This is a genomic window from Burkholderia alba (genome assembly GCF_034721475.1).
GTDB lineage: Bacteria > Pseudomonadota > Gammaproteobacteria > Burkholderiales > Burkholderiaceae > Burkholderia > Burkholderia alba.
In genome coordinates, this window is sequence record NZ_JAWJWL010000035.1 from 23,590 (window position 1) to 47,540 (window position 23,951).

At 69.3% G+C, this 23,951-nt stretch carries 17 protein-coding genes and 1 pseudogene; 10 read left to right on the forward strand and 8 right to left on the reverse strand.

The window, feature by feature from the left end:
- The first annotated feature begins 48 nt into the window (after positions 1-48).
- Positions 49-312 carry a DUF4148 domain-containing protein gene (locus RZR99_RS28025; protein WP_323123028.1) on the forward strand — a complete coding sequence of 88 codons (264 nt, stop codon included), beginning with the start codon at positions 49-51 and terminating at the stop codon, positions 310-312.
- 24 nt (positions 313-336) lie between these two features.
- Here RZR99_RS28025 and RZR99_RS28030 read toward each other — a convergent pair whose 3' ends face one another.
- The gene (locus RZR99_RS28030; protein ID WP_323123029.1) at positions 337-1,245 is read right to left on the reverse strand and encodes an ATP-binding protein; all 909 of its coding nucleotides are present in this window, start codon (positions 1,243-1,245) and stop codon (positions 337-339) included.
- A gap of 124 nt (positions 1,246-1,369) precedes the next feature.
- Here RZR99_RS28030 and RZR99_RS28035 point away from each other — a divergent pair, with 124 nt between their 5' ends.
- Positions 1,370-2,167 carry an AraC family transcriptional regulator gene (locus tag RZR99_RS28035; RefSeq protein ID WP_323123030.1) on the forward strand — a complete coding sequence of 266 codons (798 nt, stop codon included), beginning with the start codon at positions 1,370-1,372 and terminating at the stop codon, positions 2,165-2,167.
- Between the two features lie 48 nt (positions 2,168-2,215).
- Here the strand turns inward: RZR99_RS28035 and RZR99_RS28040 are convergent, their stop codons facing one another.
- From RZR99_RS28040 to plcR, 3 genes are all read right to left on the reverse strand, one after another.
- Positions 2,216-3,133 carry a 3-hydroxyacyl-CoA dehydrogenase NAD-binding domain-containing protein gene (locus tag RZR99_RS28040; RefSeq protein WP_323123031.1) on the reverse strand — a complete coding sequence of 306 codons (918 nt, stop codon included), beginning with the start codon at positions 3,131-3,133 and terminating at the stop codon, positions 2,216-2,218.
- A 105-nt stretch (positions 3,134-3,238) separates the two neighbouring features.
- Positions 3,239-4,615, reverse strand: coding sequence for a pectin acetylesterase-family hydrolase (locus RZR99_RS28045; protein ID WP_323123032.1), 1,377 nt, complete (start codon positions 4,613-4,615; stop codon positions 3,239-3,241).
- A gap of 79 nt (positions 4,616-4,694) precedes the next feature.
- The gene (plcR, locus tag RZR99_RS28050) at positions 4,695-5,402 is read right to left on the reverse strand and encodes a phospholipase C accessory protein PlcR (protein ID WP_323123033.1); all 708 of its coding nucleotides are present in this window, start codon (positions 5,400-5,402) and stop codon (positions 4,695-4,697) included.
- A 428-nt stretch (positions 5,403-5,830) separates the two neighbouring features.
- On the opposite strand from plcR, the gene RZR99_RS28055 reads away from it, so the two are divergent.
- From RZR99_RS28055 to RZR99_RS28075, 5 genes are all read left to right on the forward strand, one after another.
- Entirely contained in the window at positions 5,831-7,060 is a 1,230-nt protein-coding gene (locus tag RZR99_RS28055; protein WP_323123034.1) for an amino acid deaminase/aldolase, read from the forward strand.
- 57 nt (positions 7,061-7,117) lie between these two features.
- The gene (locus tag RZR99_RS28060) at positions 7,118-8,404 is read left to right on the forward strand and encodes a D-arabinono-1,4-lactone oxidase (RefSeq protein ID WP_323123035.1); all 1,287 of its coding nucleotides are present in this window, start codon (positions 7,118-7,120) and stop codon (positions 8,402-8,404) included.
- 144 nt (positions 8,405-8,548) lie between these two features.
- Entirely contained in the window at positions 8,549-9,742 is a 1,194-nt protein-coding gene (locus RZR99_RS28065; RefSeq protein ID WP_323123036.1) for an MFS transporter, read from the forward strand.
- 145 nt (positions 9,743-9,887) lie between these two features.
- Positions 9,888-11,084 (forward strand): porin, encoded by a 1,197-nt coding sequence (locus RZR99_RS28070; protein ID WP_323123037.1) that lies wholly within the window; start codon positions 9,888-9,890, stop codon positions 11,082-11,084.
- Positions 11,085-11,200: 116 nt separating this feature from the next.
- Complete coding sequence (locus RZR99_RS28075) at positions 11,201-12,223, forward strand: AraC family transcriptional regulator (protein ID WP_323123038.1); 1,023 nt, start codon at positions 11,201-11,203, stop codon at positions 12,221-12,223.
- 136 nt (positions 12,224-12,359) lie between these two features.
- Here RZR99_RS28075 and RZR99_RS28080 read toward each other — a convergent pair whose 3' ends face one another.
- From RZR99_RS28080 to RZR99_RS28090, 3 genes are all read right to left on the reverse strand, one after another.
- Positions 12,360-14,225, reverse strand: coding sequence for a phosphoenolpyruvate carboxykinase (GTP) (locus RZR99_RS28080; RefSeq protein WP_323123039.1), 1,866 nt, complete (start codon positions 14,223-14,225; stop codon positions 12,360-12,362).
- A gap of 506 nt (positions 14,226-14,731) precedes the next feature.
- Positions 14,732-15,556: an alpha/beta fold hydrolase gene (locus RZR99_RS28085; RefSeq protein ID WP_323123040.1), complete on the reverse strand. Its 825-nt coding sequence runs from the start codon at positions 15,554-15,556 to the stop codon at positions 14,732-14,734.
- Positions 15,557-16,113: 557 nt separating this feature from the next.
- A complete protein-coding gene (locus tag RZR99_RS28090; protein WP_323123041.1) occupies positions 16,114-17,043 on the reverse strand; it encodes a carbon-nitrogen hydrolase family protein in 930 nt (309 codons plus the stop codon).
- Between the two features lie 81 nt (positions 17,044-17,124).
- On the opposite strand from RZR99_RS28090, the gene RZR99_RS28095 reads away from it, so the two are divergent.
- Positions 17,125-18,036, forward strand: coding sequence for a LysR family transcriptional regulator (locus RZR99_RS28095; protein ID WP_323123042.1), 912 nt, complete (start codon positions 17,125-17,127; stop codon positions 18,034-18,036).
- Positions 18,037-18,895: 859 nt separating this feature from the next.
- Here RZR99_RS28095 and RZR99_RS28100 read toward each other — a convergent pair.
- Positions 18,896-19,270: a transposase gene (locus RZR99_RS28100; RefSeq protein WP_323123043.1), complete on the reverse strand. Its 375-nt coding sequence runs from the start codon at positions 19,268-19,270 to the stop codon at positions 18,896-18,898.
- A gap of 389 nt (positions 19,271-19,659) precedes the next feature.
- On the opposite strand from RZR99_RS28100, the gene RZR99_RS28105 reads away from it, so the two are divergent.
- Both RZR99_RS28105 and RZR99_RS28110 read left to right on the forward strand, forming a co-directional pair.
- Positions 19,660-22,470, forward strand: coding sequence for a TonB-dependent receptor domain-containing protein (locus tag RZR99_RS28105; protein ID WP_323123044.1), 2,811 nt, complete (start codon positions 19,660-19,662; stop codon positions 22,468-22,470).
- A gap of 375 nt (positions 22,471-22,845) precedes the next feature.
- Positions 22,846-23,814, forward strand: a pseudogene (locus RZR99_RS28110) (DUF2242 domain-containing protein); the annotation flags it as partial.
- Positions 23,815-23,951 lie beyond the last annotated feature (137 nt).

Sequence of the window (23,951 nt, forward strand, 5' to 3'; positions counted from 1 at the left end):
GCCGCCGGCCGCTTCCCCATTCACAACGATCCATTCCGGGAGCCCCTCATGAACGTCCCACGCCTGTTCGCCGCGCTTGTCCTCGCCTGCGCCGCCGCACCGGTCCTCGCCCAGACGAGCGATGCGCCGCAGGGCAAGACCCGCGCCGAAGTCCGGGCCGAACTGATCCAGGCCTATCGCGACGGCACGATCCCGACCACCGACGGCAACTACCCGCCGGATCAGCCGACGATCGACATCAACCGCGCCCGCTTCGCCGCCGCGAATCCGCAGTGGGCGCAACCGCAGGCGCAGCAGCAATCGCAGCAGTAAGCGCCGCCCGCGCGTGCCGCCCCGTCACGCGCCCCCGGACGCGAGCCGTCCGACGTAGTCCTGCACGAACTGCACCGCGATGCGGCCCGAGCGCGCGCCGCGCTGCATCGCCCATTGCAGCGCGGGCTGGCGCGCCGCGTCGCACGCGGCCGCATCATGGCCGAGCGCCTGCAGGCGGCGCTCGACCACGCGCAGGTAGTCGTCCTGCGAAAAGCCGTAGAACGTGATCCACAGTCCGAAGCGCTCGGACAGCGAGATCCGCTCCTCCACCGCGTCGCCGGGATGCAGTTCGCCGTTCTCCGCGATCGTGTGGTGCGCGTTGTCGGCCGCGCTTTCCGGCACCAGATGGCGGCGGTTCGACGTCGCGTAGATCAGCACGTTCGGCGCACCGCCCGCCACCGATCCGTCGAGCACGGTCTTGAGCGCCTTGTAGCCGGTCTCGCCGGCTTCGAACGACAGGTCGTCGCACGACACGATGAAGCGCTCGGGCCGGCCGCGCACGCTGTCGAAGATCTGCGGCAACGCATCGAGCCCGTCCTTGCCGACCTCGACGAGCCGCAGCCCGTGCGCGGCGAACGCGTGCAGACACGCCTTCACCAGCGACGACTTGCCCGTGCCGCGCGCGCCCGTCAGCAAGACGTTGTTGGCCGGATGGCCGAGCACGAACTGGCGGGTGTTCTGCCTGACGAGCGCCGCCTGCCGCTCGATGTTGGCGAGCGCGTCGAAGCCGATCAGCGCCGGGGCCGGCACCGGCACCAGCCGGCCCGCACCGGGGCGATCCGACACCCAGCGGAACGCATGCGCGGCCTCCCAGTCGACCGGCGCGACGTCCGGCGCGGCGAGCGTCGCCTCCAGCAGCGCGGCGAGCCGGTCGAGCCGGCTGAACAGCCCGGCGGCGTGGCGATCGAGCCCGAGATCCGACTGATCCGTCATGCCGCGCTCCCGCGACGCCGATTGGCCAAAATGCTCAAAAGAACATACGATGCATTCATTTGTTGCCCGATGACATGGAAAAGTGCCATCGTGCGCGTAACCCTCCCACCCGTCTTTCGCCAATATGTCGACTCTTGCCGCAAATCGGTCAGCCGTTTCGCCGGCTGTCGACCACCTGCCCTACGAAAACACGCCGATGCCCGTCGCCGCGATGGCGGCGTTCTATCCGAACGGCACGCACATCGAAACGCACCGGCACCGCCGCGCGCAGCTGCTCTACGCGATCGAGGGCGTGATGCAGGTGACGTCGTCCACCGGCGCGTGGGTCGTGCCGCCGACGCGCGGCGTCTGGCTCGAGCCGGAGCTGGATCACGCGGTGCAGATGAGCGGCGACGTGAAGATGCGCACCGTGTTCGTCGAACCCTCCGTGGCCGCCGGGCTGCGCGCGGGCACCGGTGTCGTCGACGTGCCGCCGCTGCTGCGCGAGCTGATCGTCGCGGCGATCGACGTGCCGCTCGACTACGCGCCGGGTTCGCGCGACGACCACCTGATGCAGCTGATCCTCGCGGAACTGAACGCGGTGCCGCGCCTGCCGCTCTACCTGCCGTGGCCGAACGATGCGCGCCTGCAGGCGGTCTGCGACACGATCCTCGCCGCGCCCGACGATCACCGCACCATCGGCGCGTGGGCGGACCAGCTCGGCGTGTCGGAGAAAACGCTGTACCGCTGGTTCAGCCGCGAGACCGGGCTGACCTTCGGCCGCTGGCGCCAGCAGGCGCGGCTGCTGCTGGCGCTCAAGCGGCTCGCGCACGGCGAGAAGGTGCTGAGCGTCGCGCTCGATCACGGCTATACGAGCCAGAGCGCGTTCACCGCGATGTTCAAGCGGCACTTCGGCGTGGTGCCGTCCGCGTTCTACAACTGAGCGGCGCGCCGCCCGAACGCCCGTTCGCACGGCGGCGCGAGCGAAGGCTCACGGCAAGAAACTCCGGCGCCGCGCGTCGATCAGCTCCACCAGCAGCCGGTCGCGCTCCGCGCCCAGCGCCTGCATCGTCCGCGTGCCCTGGATCTCCCGCAGCGCGTCGATCAGCTGGCCGTCCACGTCCGGATTGAACGACGGCGTACCCAGATCGTCCCACCACGACGTCATCGGGCCGGACAGGTGATCGAGAAAATGCGCGATGCCGTGCTCGCCGCCGCCGAGGTGATAGATCAGGCTCTGCCCCATCAGCCCCCAGCGCAGGCCCGGCCCCCACGACACCGCCTTGTCCGCGTCGGCGACGCTCACCACGCCCTCGCCGACCAGGTGATACACCTCGCGGAACAGCGCCGCCGCGAGCCGGTTCGCGACGTGGCCCGGCATCTCCTTGTTCAGCACGATCGTCACCTTGCCGAGCCCGTCGTAGAAACGCCGGGCGGCGTCGATCGCATCGCGCGAGGTCGCGTCGCCACCGACCAGTTCGACGAGCGGAATCAGATGCGGCGGATTGAACGGATGCGCGATCAGGCAGCGCTGCGGATGATGCGCGCAGGCGGTCTGGATCGCGGACATCGTCAGTCCCGACGAACTGGACGCGATCAGCACGTGCGCGGGCAAGAGCGCATCCATCCGCTCGTAGAGCGCGCGTTTCAGATCGAGACGCTCGGGGCCGTTCTCCTGGACGAACTCGACGCCCGCCAGCGCGTCGGACAATTCCGCCTCGAAGCGCAGATGCGCGGCCAGCTCGTCGCGGCGCTCGCCCAGCACCGTGCGCAGCGATCGTTCGAGCCGCTCGCGCGCGTCGGGCGCGGGATCGGTCACGACGACGTCGAACCCCTTCGACAGATAGAACGCGGTCCAGCTGGCGCCGATCACGCCGGCGCCGACGACGGCGATGCGTTGGATAGTCATCTGCATGTCTCCGTGTTGATATGCAGACGATTGTCGCACCGAATCGCGCGGGGTCGGCCCGCGCTTCAGGGCGGCGGCCCGGGCATGCGGCCGCCGCCGGCACCGTCAGGCGTGATGGCTCGAGATCGGCCCCGCCTCGCCGGTGAGATTGAAGATGCTGTCGATCCATGCGAGGAAGGTCGAGAACGTGAAGTCCGACCACTGCTCGGTCCGGAACGCCTTCATCACCGGCGTGTCCGCCGGATCCTTCTGGTTGAGCAGGTCGTTCACGAACGTGCCGATATCCGCGTCGATGCCGTTCTCGTGGATGCCCGAGCCCGTGAAGCTGACCGCGGTCACCTGGTGGTTGTCGATGAAGTCGTCGCGCGCCCACGGCATGAAGTAGCCGAAGTTCGGCAGCGGATTCAGCGTCGTCTTCAGGCCGTCGAGTTCCTGGTCGAACATCGCGAGCGACAGCGCGTCCTTGCTCGCGTCGTCCGGCGCCGCGATCACGGCCGGCACGAACGCGCGGTAGTGGTAGGCCGCGATGATCTTGTCGCGCTGATACGTCGAGTAGCCGAAGCGGTCGTGCGGATAGGTCGCCGACAGCGCCGCGTACGCGCTGCCCATGTTGTTGGGATCGAAGCCGCGCGTCAGCTTGCTGTTCAGCGTGATCATCCCGTCGGGGCCCGCCATGTCCCACTCGGTGAGCGCCTTGTCATACAGGCCGACGGACGGATGGGCCGCCGGATCGGCGTTGAACGGCGTATTGAAGACCGTGCCGGCGTCGTTGAGCAGCGAGCTGTGCGCCTGCGGCTGCAGCGTGTTGCGGATCGACGCGTAGTTCGCGAGCGTCCCGTAGCCGCCCGCGCTCATCCCGTACACCAGCAGCCGGCCGGGCTTGCCGAACCCGTGCGCGACCAGCCACTGCGAGACCGCCTGGATGTTCTTCAACCCGCTGTAGTGCTGGATGCGCCAGTCGCCGCCGGGCGACGTGTAGTTGCGCACCGCGCTGCCCATGTGAATGTCGCCGGTGCAGTACGGCACGAACACCTGGGTCCAGTCCTGAGTCTCGACCGCCGGTTCGCCGACCAGGATGTGCTCGAGATCCATCCGCGTGAGCAGCGGCGACAGGAACGACGACAGCAGGCTCTCGTTCGTCGTGCCGTTCATGTAGTTGTGCGGAATGCCGTCCGGATTGAAACCGCCGAGCCCGGCTTCCGCGCCGGTCGAGGTTTGGGTGCAGGTGCCGTAGTCCCAGCACGCGCCGCCCGGCTCCATCATGTACAGCAGGTTGTCGGACTGCGCGCGGTTGATGTAGAAGCGCATCGGCGTGCCGTTGCCGCACGACGCGCCGCTGCTTTCCGGCAAGGTGACCTCGTACCACGCGTAGTACGGAATCGACGGATCAGGCGCGGTCGTATCCGCGGCATGGCCGTTGAGCGCGGCGCAGCCCAGCAGGCCGGCCAGGCCGAGTCGCTTGAGACAGGTGTGTATCGACATTGCCCCTCCCTCTTCATTGATTGCGTGTTATCCGCCGCGCGAATACGCGGCGGTGCATCGTGCACGGCGCGTCGATACCTCAATGCGCACCGGCCGGCGGGCCGCCGTCGAACAGTTGCACGCGCAACGCCTGCAAACGCTGTCCGATGACGACCTGCTGTTGCTCGGGATCGGCAACGCTCGCCTGGACCTGCTGGACGATGTCGCGACTCTGCTGGGCGTAGGTCTGGTAGCGCGGGTCCTGCGCGGGCGACGGGCCGACGGTCTGCTGCGCGTAGCCGTCCCATTGCCGCTGCATCGACTGCACCGCCGCGCTGCGGGTGGCGGGATCCGGTTCCGCGTCGATCAGCAGCGCGGCGCTGAGCGCCTCGGCCTGCACCGGGACGATTTCGCCGCGCGCGACATGGTCGGGCAGCGCATCGAGAATCTGCCGGGCCAGCGCGCGGCGATCCGCGTCGGACAGGCTGGCGCGATCGCGGCCGTACTCGGCGACCTGATCGCGAAAGCGCGCGAACGCGACGATGCGCTGCAGCTCCGCCCCGGCGTCCGCGCGGCCGGCCAGACTGCGGCGCAACGCCGCGAGATCGAGCCTGCGCTCCGCCGGACCGGGCGCGTTCGCGACCGGCGTCGCCGCCGGCGCGAGGGCCGACGGATTCGCCGCCGCGTCGGGGCGCGCGGCCGGCGCGGTCGCCGCCTCGGACGGCGTCTCGTATCGCCACACCGCCACCGCGATGACGATGCTCGCCACCAGCAGCGCGCGGCGCCAAATTGTCCTGGGTTGTGTCACGTCGCCTCCTCGTTCGGCCGCTCCGGGTTCACCCCGTCTGTCCGCGAGTAGGTTCTAGGTCGAAACATCCGCATGGTCAAAATCGTTGCTAGAACGCACCCACTAAACACGGGGAAATTTGCGCGCGCTGCGCACGCGTTTCGCGCAGCGAAAGCGCCCGCTCCGGCGATCGCGCGAGACGCCGCGTCACCCGCGTCCGGCGCGGGCGCGGCCCTTCGCGCGACGCCGGGCAACGGGCCGCCCGCACGCCGCCCGACACGCGCCGTTCGACGCGTCCGATCCCGTTCTTGCTCCCACGCCCCGGCGCAACGAGGTTGGCCGGATCGGACCCATCGAACGACCTGCTGCGCGCTTGGTGCGTTTTTTGACCGCTTCTATGCTGGGTCCGACGGATGCGCCCTGCATTCCGCTTTCTCCGGGCAAGGTCGATGAATCAAGCAGACACACCGCTTCACGCGCCCCGCCGCGCGCACGACTACGCCTACTACCGCGAAGCGCTGGCGGGCCGCGCGCTGCCGGCGGCGTTCGTCGATCTCGATCACGTCGACCTCAACCTCGATCGCCTGAGGCAGCGCGCGAACGGCATGCCGATCCGCGTCGCGACGAAATCGGTGCGCTCGCGCGCCATGCTGCGCGCGATCCTCGCGGCCGGCCCGTTCATGCAGGGGCTGCTGTGCTACTCGGCCGCCGAGGCCGCCTGGCTCGCCGGCGACGGCTTCGACGATCTCGTCGTCGCCTATCCGAGCGTCGAGCCCGCGGAGCTGCGCGCGGTCGCGGCGCAGTTGCGCCTGGGCCGCTCGATCACGCTGATGGTCGACAGCGTCGCGCAGGTCGAGCACATCGACGCGCTGGCCCGCCTCGAGCGCGTCGTCATCCCGCTCGCGATCGACCTCGACATGTCCTCGCCGTTCCCGGGGCTCTACTTCGGCATGTACCGCTCGCCGGTACGCGACGCGGCGAGCGCCGTCGCGCTCGCGGACGACATCGCCCGCCGCGCCGGCGTGCGGCTCGACGGCCTGATGGGTTACGAAGGCCAGATCGCCGGCGTGATGGACGACGTGCCGGGCAGCGCCGTGCGCAACGCGCTGCTGCGCTGGCTGAAGCGGCGCTCGGCCCGTGAGGTCAATGCGCGCCGCCAGGCGGTCGCGCAGGCGCTCGCGGCCGCCGGCCACGCGCTGCGCTTCGTCAACGGCGGCGGCACCGGCAGCATCGAGAGCACGCGGCGCGACGCGTCGGTGACCGAACTCGCGGCAGGCTCCGGCCTCTACGCGCCGACGCTGTTCGACCACTACGCCGCCTTTCGCGTGCTGCCGGCGGCGGGCTTCGCGCTGCCCGTCACCCGGATCCCGCAACCGGGCATCGTCACCTGCTCGGGCGGCGGCTATGTCGCGTCCGGACCGGCCGGCAAACATCGCCTGCCCCGGCCGTGGCTGCCGCCCGGCTGCGCGCTGATCGACAACGAAGGCGCGGGCGAGGTGCAGACGCCCGTGCGGCACCCGGCCGGCATGACCATGCCCGGCATCGGCGAGCCGCTGCTGTTTCGCCACGCGAAGGCGGGCGAACTGTGCGAGCGCTTCAACACGCTGCTGCTGATCCGCGACGGCCGCGTGAGCGGCGAGGCGCTCACCTACCGGGGCGAAGGCCGGCATTTCCTGTGATGCGCGCGCATCGTCCCCATTCATCCGGCATGCATCGAAGTCAGCGAGGAACGCGTCATGTGGCGTAACTGGTCCGGGTACGTGAGCAGTCCGGCGGCGAGCGTCGCCTATCCCGCGTCGCGCGATGCGCTGGCCGCCGCGCTGCGCGGCGCCGCGGCGTCGGGCGCGGCGGTGCGCATGGTCGGCGCGGGCCATTCGTTCGCGCCGCTCGTGCAGACCGACGGCCTCATCCTGTCGCTCGACCGGCTGCAGGGCGTGATCGACATCGATCCCGCCTGCCGGATCGCGCGGGTCCACGCCGGCACGCGACTCGCCGCGCTCGGCCCCGCGCTGGCCTCGCACGGGCTGGCGATGGAAAACCTCGGCGACATCAACGTGCAGTCGATCGCCGGCGCCACCAGCACCGGCACCCACGGCACCGGCATCGGCCTCGGCAATCTCGCAACCCAGATCGCGAGCCTCACCTTCATGGGCGCGGACGGCACGGAGATCCGCGCGTCCGCCGACACGCATCCCGACGTGTTCGCGGGCGGCCGGATCGGCCTCGGCGTACTCGGCGCGCTGACCGAGATCGGGCTGCGTCTCGTGCCGTCGTTCCGGCTCCGTCTCGAACGCGGCACCATGGCGCTGGACGCGTGCCTCGAGCAAGCCGATGCGCTGAGCGCGCGCCATCGCTCGTTCGAGTTCTACTGGTTCCCGCACACGGACACCGTGCTCACCAAGGCGTGGGACGTGACCGACGACGACATCGACGCCGCCGGCTGGGCCGGCCGCGCCGCCGAATCGTTCCTGGAGAACTCGGTGTTCGGTACGCTGTGCGGCCTCGGCAGGCACGTGCCGGCACTGTGCCCCGCGCTGAGCCGGCTGTGCGCGTCCGCCGTCTCGCCCGGCCGTCAGGTGAACGCGAGCCACGCGATGCTGTCGACGGTGCGCCGGGTCCGCTTCAACGAAATGGAATGGGCCGTGCCGGCCGAGCGCGGCGCCGACGCGCTGCGGGAGATCCGCGCGTTCATCGCGCGCCGCGATTTCCCGCTGATGTTCCCGCTCGAATACCGCTGGGTGCGCGCGGACGATATCTGGCTCAGCCCGAACTACGGACGCGACAGCGTGCACATCTCGGCGCACCAGTATCGCGGCATGCCCCACGACGCGTATTTCGCGGGCGTGCAGGCCATCTGCCGGAACCACGGCGGCCGGCCGCACTGGGGCAAGGTGCATGCGCTCACCGCGCGAGAACTGTCCGCGTGCTACCCCCGCTGGGACGATTTTCTGGCGCTGCGCGAACGGATGGACCCGCAGGGCCGCTTCCTGAGCCCGTATCTGCGCACGCTGCTGGGCGTGTAACGTGCGATGCGCGCCGCCACGCCACGCGAATGCTTCGACGCGCGGCGAAGCGCGTCCGCCTCGTATCCGGGATACGACCGATGGTCGGCGGTCCCGCCCGTTCCTACCATGAGCGCCGTCCCGTTTCCCGACCCAGGAGAGCCGATGAACCCAGCCGCCCCTCCCGCCGCCGCGCTGCGGCCCGATCCGTCCGGCAGCGCCGTCGCGCGGCTCGCGCTCGCGTTCGCAGCCGCCACCAACGGCCTGATCCTGTCGCCGTTCCTGGTCGCGGCCGTGATGGCGCGCTTCCGGCTGGGCGAAGACACCGCGACCGGAATCGTCAGCATCGAGATCCTGGGCATGGCGTTCAGTTGCGCGATCCTGCCGCGCTGGATCGCGCGCGCGGCCCGCCCGTTCACGCTGGCGGGCATGCTCGGCGTGATCGCGGGCCAGGCGCTGAGCGCGCTTGCGCCGAGCGTCGCGCTGATCGGCGTCGCGCGCGGGCTGACCGGCCTGTTCGAAGGGATGCTGTTCGTCGTCGTGGCGTCCGGCGTATCGCAGCGCGCGTCGACCGATCGCCTCTGGGGGCAAATCAACCTGCTAGCCGGCGCGATCAACGGCGGCATCCTCGTGATCATTTCGTTCATGCCGCCCGCGTCGTCCGGACGCTGGCTGTTCGGGCTGCTGGTCGGCGTGGTCGCGGCGCTCGCACCCGCGATTCGACGCATCGGCGCCTACGCGGCGCCCGCGGCCCTCGCGCGCGCGCAGCGCGGCGCCGTGCCGTGGCGCACGGTGGCCGCGATCTGGGGCGTAACGATGCTGATCTACGGCGTCCAGGCATCGCAATGGGCGATCGCGGGCTTCGTCGGCGCGCGCGCCGGCCTGTCGACCTCGACGATCGGCGTGCTACTGTCGGTGTCGTCGCTGCTCGGCTTCGTCGGCGCGCTCATTCCCGCGCACGGCGCGAGCCGTCCGCACCGGCTGAAGCTGATCTGGGCCGCGCAGCTCGCGATGATCGCGTCGCTGCTGTGGTTCTTCGGCGCGGCCGGCGCGTGGCCGTATTTCCTGAGCCAACTGCTGCTGAACAGCGCGTTCTTCGTGATCGTGCCGTTCCTCACGGGCCTGCTGTCCGACGTCGATCCGGACGGCTCGCTGGTGGCGCGCACCATCGTCGTCACCTTCGTCGCGGCCGGCATCGGCACCGCGCTGTCGGGGGCGCTGCTCGGCCGGTACGGCGGCACGCAGGTCGCGCACCTGCTCTGCGCCGGCGTGCTCGCCGCCGCGCCGCTCGCGTGGCTCGCGCTGCGCGGCGCGCCGGCGCCCGGCGCATCCGGCGGCGTCGGGGAGCTGTCGCGCTGAGCCGCCGCGCGGCCACGCTGGCCGCGACGCACCACAAAATTGGCCGCCGCGGCCTTGGCCCGGGGAAATTTGGCTTCCTACAGTCGTTCCCGACGAGGCCCCGCCGCGTCCGCCTTTCACCCCGCCATTCCGTACGGAGTACACAATGAATCGTCACGAAAGCCTCCGCGTCGCGTGCTGCGCGGCGCTGGCCCTGTGCGGCGCCGCCGCCCACGCGCAAAGCAGCGTGACCCTGTACGGCGTGCTCGACGCGGGGATCCGCTACGAGACGCACGGCGTGTCCTACGGACCCGACGGCGCGCCGGTTTCGACCGGCCGCAAGGTCTCGATGACGGAAGGCGGCGGCCTGACCGAAAGCTACTGGGGCATCAAGGGGCAGGAGGATCTCGGCGGCGGCCTGCAGGCACAGTTCCAGCTCGAAAGCCATTTCGGCCCGAACAGCGGCTCGATCGTGCCGATCGGCTCGGACAATTTCTTCCAGGTGTCGTATGTCGGACTGACGTCGACCACGCTCGGCCAGCTGATGCTCGGCCGCCAGTACAACGTCGCGTTCGAGGGCGTGTCGATGACCTACGGCTCGAATCTGTGGGCCGGCCCGCAGGATCCCTACGTCAACCTGTTCAAGCCCGAGCAGACGATGCTCGCCGGCGCCCGCACCAGCAACATGATCCAGTACAACGCGCAACTGGGCAGCGTCTACCTGCTCGCGCAATTCTCGCCCGGCGGGCACGCGGGCGGCGGCGTGCAGGGCGGCCAGCTGGGCGCGGCCATCGCGTATGCGCCGGACAAGGGGCCGGTCGCAGCGGGCGCCTCGTTCCTGCGCAGTTGGGACGACGCGACGCACGCGAAGTTCGACATCTACACCGGCGGCGGCTCGGTGACGCTCGGCGACGCCACCTTCAACGCCGGCTACATCGGCAACGCGCGCGACAACGATTTCACGGCGTTCGCCAACGGGCCGTTCAGCGCGGCGGATCTCGCTGCCCTCGGCATCATTTCGCCGGCGCAGGTGGTCGACCCGACCACGCCCGGCGGCTTTCGCCGGCGCGACATGTTCCTCGCCGGGCTCACCTACCGGATCACGCCGGCGCTGACGGCCGCCGTCAACGCATGGTGGACCCGCCAGACCGGCTACACCGCCGATTTCGACGGCCGCGCGCGGCAGTACCAGGTGGTGGCCGGCTACAGCCTGTCGAAGCGCGACATGCTGTACGCGGAACTCGACTACGCGCTCTATCGCGGCGGCCTGATCGGCGCGCAGCTGGTGGGCGTCAACGGCCAGTCGCCGAGCACGGCCTCCAGCCAGCTCGGCGCGATGGTCGGCGTGCGCCACTACTTCTGAGCGGGATGGAAGGCGCGGCGGCGGGCTGCGCGCCGCCGCCGGATCGCGCGCGGGCCGGAGGGGCGCCGCGCCCGGGCGGGACGAGTACAATCCGTGGGAAAAAGCATGGAGAACCCATGGACGATACCGCCCGTTATACGACGGCGAATCTGCCGGTTCATTTATTGCGGTGCCTGGCGGAGACAAGCAAGGAACTGGGCATCGACCCGACACGGCTGTGCCTCGGCCTCGGCTTCGACGTGGCCGATCTGTCCAATCCGTCCTGCCGGATTTCGCTGCGGCAGGCGAGCGCGATGATCCGGCGCGCCCTCGAGATGGCGCCCCGGCGCGCGCTCGGCCTCGAACTCGGCACCCGCGAGACGATCGCGTCGATCGGCCTGGTCGGCTACGCGATGCTGACGAGTCCCACCTTCAAGGATGCGATCGCGGTCGGCATGCGGCTGCAGCGGCACACCGGCCCGCTGCTGCACTTCGACCTCACGGTCGATGCGCGGGCGATGTCGATCTACGCGACCAACCTGTTTCTCGAACCGGACATCGAGGCATTCCTGGTCGAGGAAGCGTTCGGCAGCTTCATGAAGATCGGCCGCGCGCTGGCCGGCGACGGCTTCCGGCCGAAAGCGGTCGACCTGAGCTACCCCCGTCCCGATTACGCGGACTACTACACGCGGATCTTCCAGTGCCCGGTGCGGTTCGAACGCGAGCACAACCTGTTCTCGTGCGACGCCGACTGGGGCAGCCGGTCGATCGCGACCTACGACCCGCTCGCGCATCGCCAGGCGCTCGAATTCCTGCAGACCACGCTGCCGCCCGAAGCCGAGGGCACCGACTTCCTGGAATCGATCGAACGCATCGTGCGCCGCGACCTGCGGCGCGCGCCGACGCTCGCCGCGATCGCCGCGCAGCTGTGCATGAGCGAGCGCACGCTGCGGCGGCGGCTCGCCGATCAGGGCGTGTCGTACCAGACGATGATCGACAACATCCGCCAGAAGCGCGCGTTCACGCTGTTGAGCAACCCGCGCCTGTCGATCGAGGACGTCGCGCACGAAGTCGGCTTCAGCGACTCCCACAACTTCCGCCGCGCGTTCAAGCGCTGGACCGGACACGGGCCGCGCGAGCCGCACGGCGCGCCGCTCTGAAACCGGTTCGCGACGATCGCATGCGCCCGCGCCGTCCGGCTTCATGCCTCGCGCGGAAAACGAACGGGCCGCACGGACGGGGTGTCCGTGCGGCCCGTTCAGCCCGGCGCCGCTCGCGCGGCGGCCGCCGCGATCGTCAGCCGGCGAGCCGGCTTTCGATCTTCGCCTTCGTATCGACCAGCGCTTGCGGCAAGCGGGCCTTCAGCTTGTCGAAGAGTTCGGCATGCAGCGCCAGCTCATCGCGCCACGCGGCCGGATCCATCGACGTCACCTGCTCGTACTGCGCGGGCGTGAACGCCAACCCGTCCCAGTTCAGATCCTCGTAGCGCGGCGTCACGCCGAACGCGTTGCCGACGCCCTGCCCCGTGCCGTCGATCCGGTCGAGCATCCACTTCAGCACCCGCATGTTCTCGCCGAAGCCCGGCCACACGAAGCGGCCGTCCGCGTCCTTGCGGAACCAGTTCACGCAGTAGATCTTCGGCAGGCGCGCGCCGGATGCGGCCAGCCGCTCGCCGAGCGCGAGCCAGTGCGCGAAGTAGTCGCTCATGTTGTAGCCGCAGAACGGCAGCATCGCGAACGGATCGCGGCGCACCACGCCCTGCTGCCCGGCGGCGGCGGCCGTGGTTTCCGAGCCCATCGTGGCCGCCATGTACACGCCCTCGGTCCAGTCGCGCGCTTCGGCGACGAGCGGCACCGTGGTCGAGCGCCGGCCGCCGAAGATGAACGCGTCGATCGGCACGCCGGCGGGATTGTCCCAGTCGTCGTCGATCGACGGGCATTGCGCGGCGGGCGCGGTGAAACGCGAATTCGGATGCGCGGCCTTGCGTCCGGTGGCCTTGCCGATCTCCGGCGTCCAGTCGTGGCCCTGCCAGTCGCGCAAATGCGCGGGCGGCGTATCGGTCAGCCCTTCCCACCAGACGTCGCCGTCGTCCGTCAGCGCGACGTTGGTGAAGATCACGTTTTCCTTCAGCGTCGCGAGCGCGTTCGGATTGGTCTTTTCGCCGGTGCCCGGCGCGACGCCGAAATAGCCGGCCTCCGGATTGATCGCATACAGGCGGCCGTCCTTGCCCGGCTTGAGCCACGCGATGTCGTCGCCGATCGTGCTGACGCGCCAGCCCTCGAAGCCCTGCGGCGGGATCAGCATCGCGAAATTGGTCTTGCCGCATGCGGACGGGAACGCCGCCGCGATGTGATACTTCCTGCCGGCGGGCGACGTCACGCCGAGGATCAGCATGTGCTCGGCGAGCCAGCCTTCGTCGCGCCCCATGGTCGATGCGATGCGCAGTGCGAAGCATTTCTTGCCGAGCAGCGCGTTGCCGCCGTAGCCGGAGCCGAAGCTCCAGATCTCGCGCGTCTCGGGGAAATGCACGATGTACTTGGTCGGATTGCACGGCCACCGCACATCCTGCTCGCCGGCCGCGAGCGGCTGCCCGACGCTGTGCACGCACGGCACGTAGTGGCCGTCGTCGCCGAGCGCCGCGAGCACGTCGCGGCCCATGCGCGTCATGATGCGCATGTTCACCGCGACGTACGGGCTGTCCGACAGCTCGACGCCGATATGCGCGATCGGCGAGCCGAGCGGCCCCATCGAGAACGGCACGACGTACAGCGTGCGGCCGCGCATCGCGCCGCGGAACAGACCGTCGAGCGTCTCGCGCATCTCGGCGGGCGCGACCCAGTGGTTGGTCGGGCCGGCGTCGTCCCGGCGTTCGCTGCAGATGAAGGTGCGATCCTCGACGCGCGCGACGTCGGACGGATCGGACAGCGCGAGAAACGAATTCGGCCGCTTCGCCTGATTCAGCCGGATCATCGTTCCCTGCTTCACCATCGCATCGCACAGACGATCGTATTCGGCCTGCGAACCGTCGCACCACACGACCCGATCGGGTTCGGTCAGCCGGGCGACCTGCGTGACCCAGTCGATCAGTCCGCGATGACGGACGTAGTCGGGTGCATCGATTGGAACGGTACGCGTGTGCTCGGCCGCGTGGCTTTGGGTCATGTGGGTGTCTCCATGTTGTGGAACCAGAATTCGGTGGGCGGGCGCGACCCGCGCTGGAACCGGTGCGCATCGGCTGCCGCACGGCCGCTGCGGGCCGCACGCGTGCGCATGCGCGCATGCTCGGGCGTCACACTCACTGTTCCGACTCCGTTGCGTGCGGAGCGTTCGTTTTATCTGGGGTAACGCGCGACGGGAGCGCCATGCTTGCCGTACGACTGCCATGCGAATGAGGTGTCGGCCAGCATACCATCGCAGAAATGGGGATGGCGTTGCGCCGCAGCAAGGAAGCGCGGCATCGCGCCTCGACACGCCGCATGCCGGAATGCAGCCCCGGCGCGGCGCGCGCGGACATGCCGATCCCGAGCGCGCGGAGGGGCGCACTCTTTTCACCGCGATGCAATAGGGAAAGAAACCGATCGTGCGAAATGCGAGGCGAAGCAGGAATCGAAGCACGAGGCGAAACGCCGCCGCGCGCGGTCCGTCCCGTTGAACGGACCGCGCCGCCGTTACGACGACTGCAGGAAAGCCAGCAGATCGGCGTTCACCCGATCCGCATTCACCGCGCACATCCCGTGCGATGCCCCTTCATACACCTTGAATTGCGCGCCCTTGACGATGTCCGCCGAGCGGCGTCCGGCCGCGTCGATCGGCACGATCTGGTCGTCGTCGCCATGCAGGATCAGCGTCGGCACGTCGATCTTCTTCAGGTCGCCGGTATAGTCGACCTCGGAGAATTCGCGGATGCACGCGTACTGGCCGGCGATCCCGCCCGTCATCCCCTGCGCCCAGAATGCGTCGATCGTGCCCTGCGACACCTGCGCGCCCGGCCGGTTGAAGCCGAAGAACGGCACCGCGAGATCCCGGTAGAACTGCGAACGATTCGCGGCGACACCTTCGCGTATGCCGTCGAACACGTCGAGCGGCAGGCCGCCCGGATTCGCTTCGGTCTTCAGCATCAACGGCGGCACGGCGCCGATCAGCACCGCGCGCGCCACCCGCCGGGTGCCGTGCCGGCCGATGTAGTGCGCGACTTCACCGCCGCCCGTCGAGTGACCGACGAGCGTCGCCTCGGCGAGATCGAGCGCGTCGAGCAGCGCGGCCAGATCGTCCGCGTAGGTGTCCATGTCGTTGCCGTGCGACGGCTGGTCCGAGCGGCCGTGGCCGCGCCGGTCGTGCGCGATCACGCGATAGCCGTGCTGCAGCAGGAACAGCATCTGCGGGTCCCACGCATCGGCGTTCAGCGGCCAGCCGTGCGAGAACACCACCGGGCGCCCGCTGCCCCAGTCCTTGTAGAAGATTCGCGTACCGTCCCGAGTCGTGATCGTGGTCATCAGTGGCATCCTTGAAGTGCGGGAGGAAGGCGCGGCGGGCGCCGGCCCGGCGCGCGGACAAGCGCGTGCGATGCGATCGCGATCGGCATCGTCGCGCGGTTCGAATCGGGCTGACGGGCCGCTACAGCGAGCGTCGCCGAAACACTGGGGAGCCTAGGCACAAGACGGCTCGGGCAGAACCGCATCGCACCACCGTGCCGATCCGTTTCGAAGCGCTCGGGTGGATGCGCGCGATCGCGGGCGATGCGGGACCGGCACCGTCCAGTCGCCTCGGAAAGGCGCGCACAGGCGGCCCCGGACCGGCGCGCGCGTGAAGCGCGGCAGCCGTGCCGGCGCGGCGCGACGGCCGCCATCAGGGGACTGCGGGGCTGCGTGATATCCATGAAGCGCCTCCGTGTCTGCGCGAATCGGGGTCGATTCGCGGCGTGGAGCGTGAGATGCGCAGGACCGCAGTATATCGATCGAACGTGACGACCGTATTGTCGCTCGCGCGATGCGGGAAACGGATGCGGCGGCGCTGCTCGCGCACGCATCCGGTGCGGGCGGCGCCGCAAGGGTCACGCCGCTCCGCTGAACACCACCGGCCGCTTGGGCCGCTCGTCGACGTGCAGCGAGAACACGTCGGCGCGCGCGTAGTGTCCGACCACGTCGAAGTCGTAGCGCGCACGCACCAGTTCGTCGGTGTCGATAGCGGCGGTCACGAGCCCCGCCTCGCCGATCAGCGGGCCGGCCAACACGTCGCCGAGCGGCCCGACGATCAGGCTGCCGCCGCGAATCAGCGGACGATCCGGTTCCCAACCCGGCGCATCGACGCCGAGCGCGCGCGGCGACGCCAGCACCTGGCACGCGCTGACGACGAAGCAGCGGCCCTCGTGCGCGATATGGCGCATCGAACTCCGCCAGATGTCGCGTTCGTCGACGGTCGGCGCGCACCAGACCTGCACGCCCTTCGCGTACATCGCGGCGCGCAGCAGCGGCATGTGGTTCTCCCAGCAGATCGCCGCGCCGAGGCGCCCCGCCGCGCTGTCGACGACCGGCAGCGTCGAGCCGTCGCCCTGCCCCCAGATCAGGCGCTCGGCGCCGGTCGGCATCAGCTTGCGATGCTTCGCGACGAGCCCCGCGCGCGGATCGAAGAACAGCGCCGTGCAATACAGCGTGCTGCCGCCGCGCTCGATCACCCCGGCGACCAGATGCGCGCCGCAGCGTTGTGAGAGCGCGGCCAGCTCGTCGGTCTCCGGCCCGGGTACGTCGATCGCCCGCGCGTAATAGCGCGCGAACGCGTCGCGTCCTTCCGGCAGCCGGTAGCCGAGCCGGGTGCCGAAGCTCTCGCCTTTCGGATAGCCGCCCAGCACGGCCTCCGGCAGCACCACGAGCGCGGCGCCGTGCTCGCGTATCGCGGCTTCGTAGCCGAGGATCGTGTCGAGCGTGGCGCGCGTGCCGTCGGGCGACGCGCCGGTCTGCAAGGCGGCGATGACTGAGCGGGGCATGATGACGTCTCTCCGGAAGTGAACCGCGTCATCTTTGCCGATATGATGGTCATCAATCAAATCGATACAAACATATCTGATATGAACACCATCGATATCGCCCGCATCGACCTGAATCTGCTGAAGGTGTTCGAGGCGCTTCATGAGGAAGGCGGCGCGAGCCGCGCCGCGCTGCGGCTCGATCTGACGCAATCCGCCGTCAGCGCGGCGCTCGCGCGGCTGCGCACGCTCTATCGCGACCCGCTGTTCGTGCGCACCGGCCGCGGGCTGTCGCCGACGCCGCGCGCGGACGAGCTGAAGCCGATCCTGTCCGACGCGCTCGATCGCTGCCGGCAGAGTCTCGCGATGAGCGCCGACGCGGGCGAGCAAGTCGGCCGCACGATCTCGGTCGGCATGTCGGACGACTTCGAGATCGCACTCGGACGCGCGCTGATCGACGCGGTCGCGGCACGAGGCCGCGCGCTGCGGCTGATCTTCCGGCAAACCCACAGCGGCATCGCGGGCGACGCGCTGCTCGGCCGGCATGTCGATCTCGCGCTCGCTTCCGGCGGCTTCTCCGCGAGCGGGCTCAGCCGGCGCGTGATCGGCGCGGGCGCGTACGCGTGCGTCGTCGATCCGCGCGCCGGCGCGCCGCGCCGCCTGACGCTCGCCGACTATCTGCGGCGCGATCACATCCTGGTGTCGTCGGGCGGCGTGATCGGCATCGTCGACGAAGCGCTCGCGGCGCTCGGCCGCGGCCGCCGCGTCGCCGCGTCGACCACGCATTTCGCCGCGCTGCCGCACCTGCTGCTCGGCACCGACGCGGTAGCGACGATTCCGGCTCACGCCGCCCGCGCGATCGCGCGCGCCACGCCGCTCAAAGCGTATGCGTGTCCGGTCGCGCTGCCCGGCTATACGGTCGAGATCGGCTGGCGCACGAGCGCCTCCCGCGATCCGGCCATCATGCGCGCGCGGGACGCGATCGCCGACTGCGCCGGGCGCCTGCTCGACTGATGCGATCCGGGACGCCGGAGGCCGCCGTCACAGCGCGCCGCTCAGCGTGCCGGTCGCGAGCGCGGCCGAGCCGGCGGCCGCTTGCGCGAGCCATGCGCGGCGCGACGGCACGGCGGGAAAGGCATCAGACATGGACGGCCTATCAGGGAATGGGACAGGCTATCGACGATCGTCGCCCCTCTCCGTCGCGCATAGCCGGCTTCGATCGAACCGCCGGCTCGGCATTTCCGAACGGCTGCGGCGGCAAGCGGCCGCGTTGACCGGACCGCCGCCGGTGCGGCCGGGCGGACCGGTCGTCATGGGTCGCCCGCCGAAGCCGGTTCGCGTCTATGCAAGATGCCGCGCGGCAACGATCGGGACAGGCGAACCACGGCACGCGGCACCGGCGGATCTCATCTACGGATCGCGGAGACGAGCTTGGCTACACGGGCGGCTTGTGCGTGACATGCGTCGCGACGGTCCGATCTGTTCGTTATGCAGAGCATGCGATGCTCACGGATATCGAGCCGGCGCGCCGGGGCAGCCCCGCATTGCGCGCATCACGATATTCGCACCGGTCATTCCACGAGACGCGCGCACGTCATGCACTATTCACGGATATCGAGTCGACGTTGCCAAGCGGCCACGCATCGCACGCTGCGGCAATCCATGATGCACGTCGCGCCAAGCAAGCGGCACCCGCGATGCATCGTCCATCGCTCGCGACAGTCGAACCCATGCGTCGGAACAGCCGCGCATCGCGCGAGCGGCAACGGCCCGCCTGCGCGTCGCATCCACGCCGTCTCGCGTCATGAACGCCGGCTCCCACGCCGCGCCCGGAAACCCCACCACCAAGCCCGCGGGCATGCGCCGCGCGGCGCTACTCCTGCTTGACCGGCGCGCGCCAAGAAGCCGGCGCGCGGCACGCGAAGACATACGGCGAATCGCAACGCGGCAGCGCGAGCGGCTTCGCCGCCGTCGGGCCGATCCGGCCGTCCAGCGACACCCGCCGTCCGCCGTCGCGCAATCGCCCGATCACTTCGTAGAACGTACCGCTGGCGAGCCATGCCTCGAAGCGGCGGCGGCAAGTCGGCGACGATGGAAACCGTTCGGGCAGCGCCCCCCAGCCCTCTCCGGTCGACAAGACCCACAACACCGCATTGACCACCCTGCGCGCCTCCGCGCGCGGCCGTCCGCGCCGCGCCGGCTCGTCGTCCAACAGCGGCTCCACCCGCCCCCACTCGTCGTCGCTCAATTCATCACACCGCATCGCTGTTCACCTCGACCAGACCCATTCCGGCACTCGCGTCGCGCATCGCCCGCCGCTTCCCGCGTCCGGCCGGCGGCAACGATCGATCATCGCCGCGGCCCGCCCGACAGGGAGCCCACGATACATGAGCCTGCCGCACCGCTAAATGCGATGTTGTTCTATACAAAGCGCCCAGCGCCATTTGCCCCCGGCTCCCTCACATCGATATAAGCAAAGATTGTTTGACCCCGCTTTCGCCGACTCTATAAATTACGAAAAATTTCAGCGGCACCCGTCAAAAAAACCAGGCTCGCCAAGCACCTGCCTCGTCACGTCTCACCGGTCCGGCGTCACCTCCATTCAACAATTACATCGCGTTCGTCGTCGGCGACATCATGACCATCAACAACAACGTCTTGTACTCAGTACAAGCACGCGTGGCCTCGCTCGGGCTGATCGCATTGCTGGCGGGGGGCAACCAGGCCAGCGCACAGGAAACCTCGCCGGTCCCGCCGCCCGTCGCGGCCAGCGCACCGGCAACGGCCGGCGCCGCCGACGCGGCGCAGCCCGCGAGCGGCACGGCGGCCAAGGATGCCGCCACGCTGCGCAAGTTCGTCGTGACCGGTTCGAGAATTCCGCGCTCCGAGAAGGAAGGCGCGACGGGGGTCACCGTGATCACCGGACAGGATCTCGAATCCAAGGGCTACCGGAACGTGTTCGACGCGCTCGAACAGCAGACGCAGAACACCGGCTTCACGCAAGGCGCCGACTACGGCAACACGTTCACGCCGTCCGCGAATGCGATCAACCTGCGCGGCCTCGGCCCGAACCATACGCTCGTGCTGGTCGACGGCCGCCGGGTCGCCGACTATCCGGTCGCGTACGACGGCAACGTCAATTTCGTCAATCTGGCGAACATCCCGTCCGAGATGATCGACCGGATCGAGATCCTGAACGGCGCGGCCTCCGCGATCTACGGCTCCGACGCGATCGCCGGCGTCGTCAACATCATCATGAAGAAGCACATCGACGGCGTCGAAGTGAACGTCAAGGGCGGCACGACCCAGCGCGGCGGCGGCGCGAACGGGCGGCTGCAGGTGACGGGCGGCAAGGAGTTCGGCAATCTCAGCACCGTGTTCGGCCTCGAGGTCAGCCGGACCAATCCGATCTGGTCGTCGCAGCGGGACTTCATGGCGTCGTCCACGCTCAACGGCGAGTTGCCGACCAGCATCTGGTCGCGCCAGAATCTCGACACCGGGGCCTACCTGGGCGCGCCCGGCGCATGCGGCGCACTGAGCGGCATCGGCGCGTTCGGCGGCACCGCGTCGACCGTCAACGGCAAATACTGCGGCAGCGGCAATGCGAAGCCGGCGTTCTGGACCACGCAGACCAGCAACAGCAGCGAGAACCTGTACGGCGGCTTCGAGTACCGGCTCAACGCGCAGGCGACGCTGTTCGGCTCGGCGTCGGTCGCGTGGAACCAGACGGAGAACAACACGCGCGGCCCGAGCTGGACGTCGGTCGCGACCGGCGACGGCTATTTCTTCAATCAGACGACGGGCGCGAACGAAGTCTGGAGCAAGCGCTTCGCGCCGGAGGAAATCGGCGGCGCGTCGACCTGGAACCGGCGCTGGGACGACCGCGCGGGCAACCTGATCACCGGCGTGCGCGGCACGATCCTCGACAGCAGCTGGAACTACGAACTGGCGTACAGCGCTTCCGGCTACCAGAGCCGCGCAACCCGGCCGATGCTGCTGTCCGGCATCGACAACTACTATCTCGGCCCGCAGCTCGGCACCACCGCGGGCGGCGTACCGATCTACTCGCCCGATCCGGGCCGCTTCGCGACGCCGCTCACGCCGGCCCAGTTCAGTTCGCTGTACGCGCAATCGTCGAGCCAGAACAATTCGTGGACGCAGACCGTCAGCCTGAGCGCCAACGGCAACCTGTTCACGCTGCCGGCGGGCGCCGTGAAGGCGGCGGGCGTGCTCGAGTACGGCACGCAGGGCTTCAGTAATACGCCCGACCCGCTGATCAACCAGGGCGCGTACTACAACGCGGGCGACGTGCAAAGCGTGAGCGGCAGCCGCAAGCGCTACGCCGCCGCGTTCGAGCTGCGGATCCCGATCTTCCGCCAGCTCAACGCCAGCGTCGCGACCCGCTACGACGACTACACGTTCGCGGGCCGCAGCAACGACAAGCTGACCTACAACCTCGGCCTCGAATATCGGCCGCTGCGCACGCTGCTGCTGCGCGGCAACTACGGCACGAGTTTTCGCGCGCCGGACATGAACTACATCTACCAGGGCAAGACCAAGGGCTACTACGAGAGCACGACCGACTACTACCGCTGCAGCCAGGCGGGCCAGCCGATCAGCAATTGCGAATTCGCGAACGTGTCGCCGGGCGTCAACTACGTGCAGACCGGCAACAACAATCTCAAGCCCGAGAACGGCAAGTCGTGGGGAGCGGGCTTCGTGCTGGCGCCGACGCCGGACATCGACCTGTCGGCCGACTACTACAACATCCGCATCGACAACCTGGTCACCGTCATCGATCCCGACAATCTGCTGCGTACCGAGGCGGCATGCCGCTCGGGCCAGGCCAATCCCAATTCGGCGGACTGCCAGGACGCGCTGCGCCGCGTGATCCGCAACCCGATGACGGCAGTGCTCAATCCCGGCGCGATCAACACGATCCTGGTCAACCCGATCAACGCGGCGATGGAGCGCACGAGCGGCTTCGACCTGGGCGGCAAGTGGCGCTACCGGGTGCGCGGCTACGGCAGCTTCCTATGGGCCGTGAACTACACGAAGGTACTGAGCCACAAGTACCAGCAGTACGCGAACGGCCCCGTGCAGGATCTGCTGCACTCGCTGCAAAATCCCACCGGCAACCCGGAGTGGCCCGACAAGCTGATGGTGAGTCTCACCTGGTCGCTGCCCAAGTGGACGTCGACGCTGCAGGTCGAACGGTACGGCAAGGTGCCCAATGCCGGGCAGACCGGATATCTGACGCCGACCGCGCTCGCGAATCTGAGCGTCGCGCACCAGTTCACGAAGGACTCGTCGCTGATGCTGATCGTCAACAACCTGATGAACACCGTGAAGCACGACACGTCCGGAGGATGGCCGTACTACACGGTCGGCTACTACATGCCGTACGGCCGGACGTTCTGGCTGGAGTTCGATCACCGCTTCAACTGAGGGCCCGGCGCGCCGCGCCAGGCGGCCGTCGCCGCAGGGGCCGGTTCGTGCTGGTCTTGTGCCGGTCTTGTGCCGGCCGCCCCGCCGGTGCGCCCGCTCCGGCTTGCTCCCGGCGGGCCGGCGAGCGGGTCGCCGCCGCGCGGCGCGCCGATACGATATCGGAACTCGGGCCGGGCCGCCGCCAAAGGAAACTATAATAGCGGCCAGCCGTGCCACGCCGCGCCGCCCCGGATCACGGGCGAGCCGCCGCGCGAAGCGCGCCAGCGACGTCGATTCACGCAAGCGGCAGTACCCGATCGGCGGTGGCCGACCCTTCGCGTCAAACAGGGTCGACCGACAGGCTTCACCCTCTGGCCGATCCTCTTGAAATACGCCATGCACAACCGATTCCGACTGTTCTCCGTTCCGTGCGCGACCGCGATCGCGATCGCGCTGTCGGCCTGCTCGTCGACCCCGAAGCCGCTCTACCAGCAGGAGCAGTTCGACGCGGCGAGCAGCCCTTATACGCGCACGTTCCACGAACGGGCGACCGCGACCTGCGAGGCCGCGCGCCGCGCGCTGCTGAGCCAGGGCTACATCACCAACCTCGCGCGCGCCGATGCGGTCGACGGCAGCAAGAACTTCCAGCCGAGCAACGACTCGCACGTCGTCATCGAATTCCACGTGGTTTGCGCGGATGCGGATTCGGACGGCGCATCCAGCATCGCGTACGTCAACGCGGTGCAGGACCGCTACTCGCTGAAGAAAACCAACACGTCGGCAAGCGTCGGTCTGAGCGTGTTTGGCTCGCTGTCGCTGCCGATCGGATCGAGCGACGATGCGATGGTCAAGATCGCCAGCGAGACGATTCCCGCCGGCGTGTTCTACGAACGTTTCTTCAATCTGGTCGATCACTTCCTGAAGATCGATCCGGCGCGCCGCGACAAGGCTGCGGCGAAAGCGGCCGAGAAAGAGCCCGTCGTCCCGCTGCCCGAGCCCGCCGTGACGGCCGAGGGGGCGCCGCTCAAGCTGAATACGCCGGCCGTGCCGACGGCGAATGCGCTGCCGGGGGCGGGAGTGGAAGCGGCGGGGGCTTCGGCGGTTGCGCCTGGGTCGGTGTCGGTGCCTGGGTCGGTGTCTGCGCCTGCTTCGGTGTCTGCGCCTGCTTCGGTGTCTGCGCCTGCTTCGGTGTCTGCGCCTGCTTCGGTGTCTGCGCCTGTCTCGGCATCTGAGCCTGCTCCGGCCCCTGCTTCGGCACCGGCCCCCGCAGTCCGGTCCGCATCCCCGGCACAACCCGGCACCATCGCTCCGGCCGCCGATCAAGCCACGCCGGCGTCCGCCTCGGCGGCCTCCGGCGGCAGCGCAAACTGAGACGAACCAGGATGGAGACCACCCCGTGATCCTTTCAATTGACCGATCACATGCGGGTGATACGATAAAAATTGCAGCGCCGCCGCGCGGGCGGCGCGCCGCTTACCTCATGACTTGCCCGCCCCTCATCG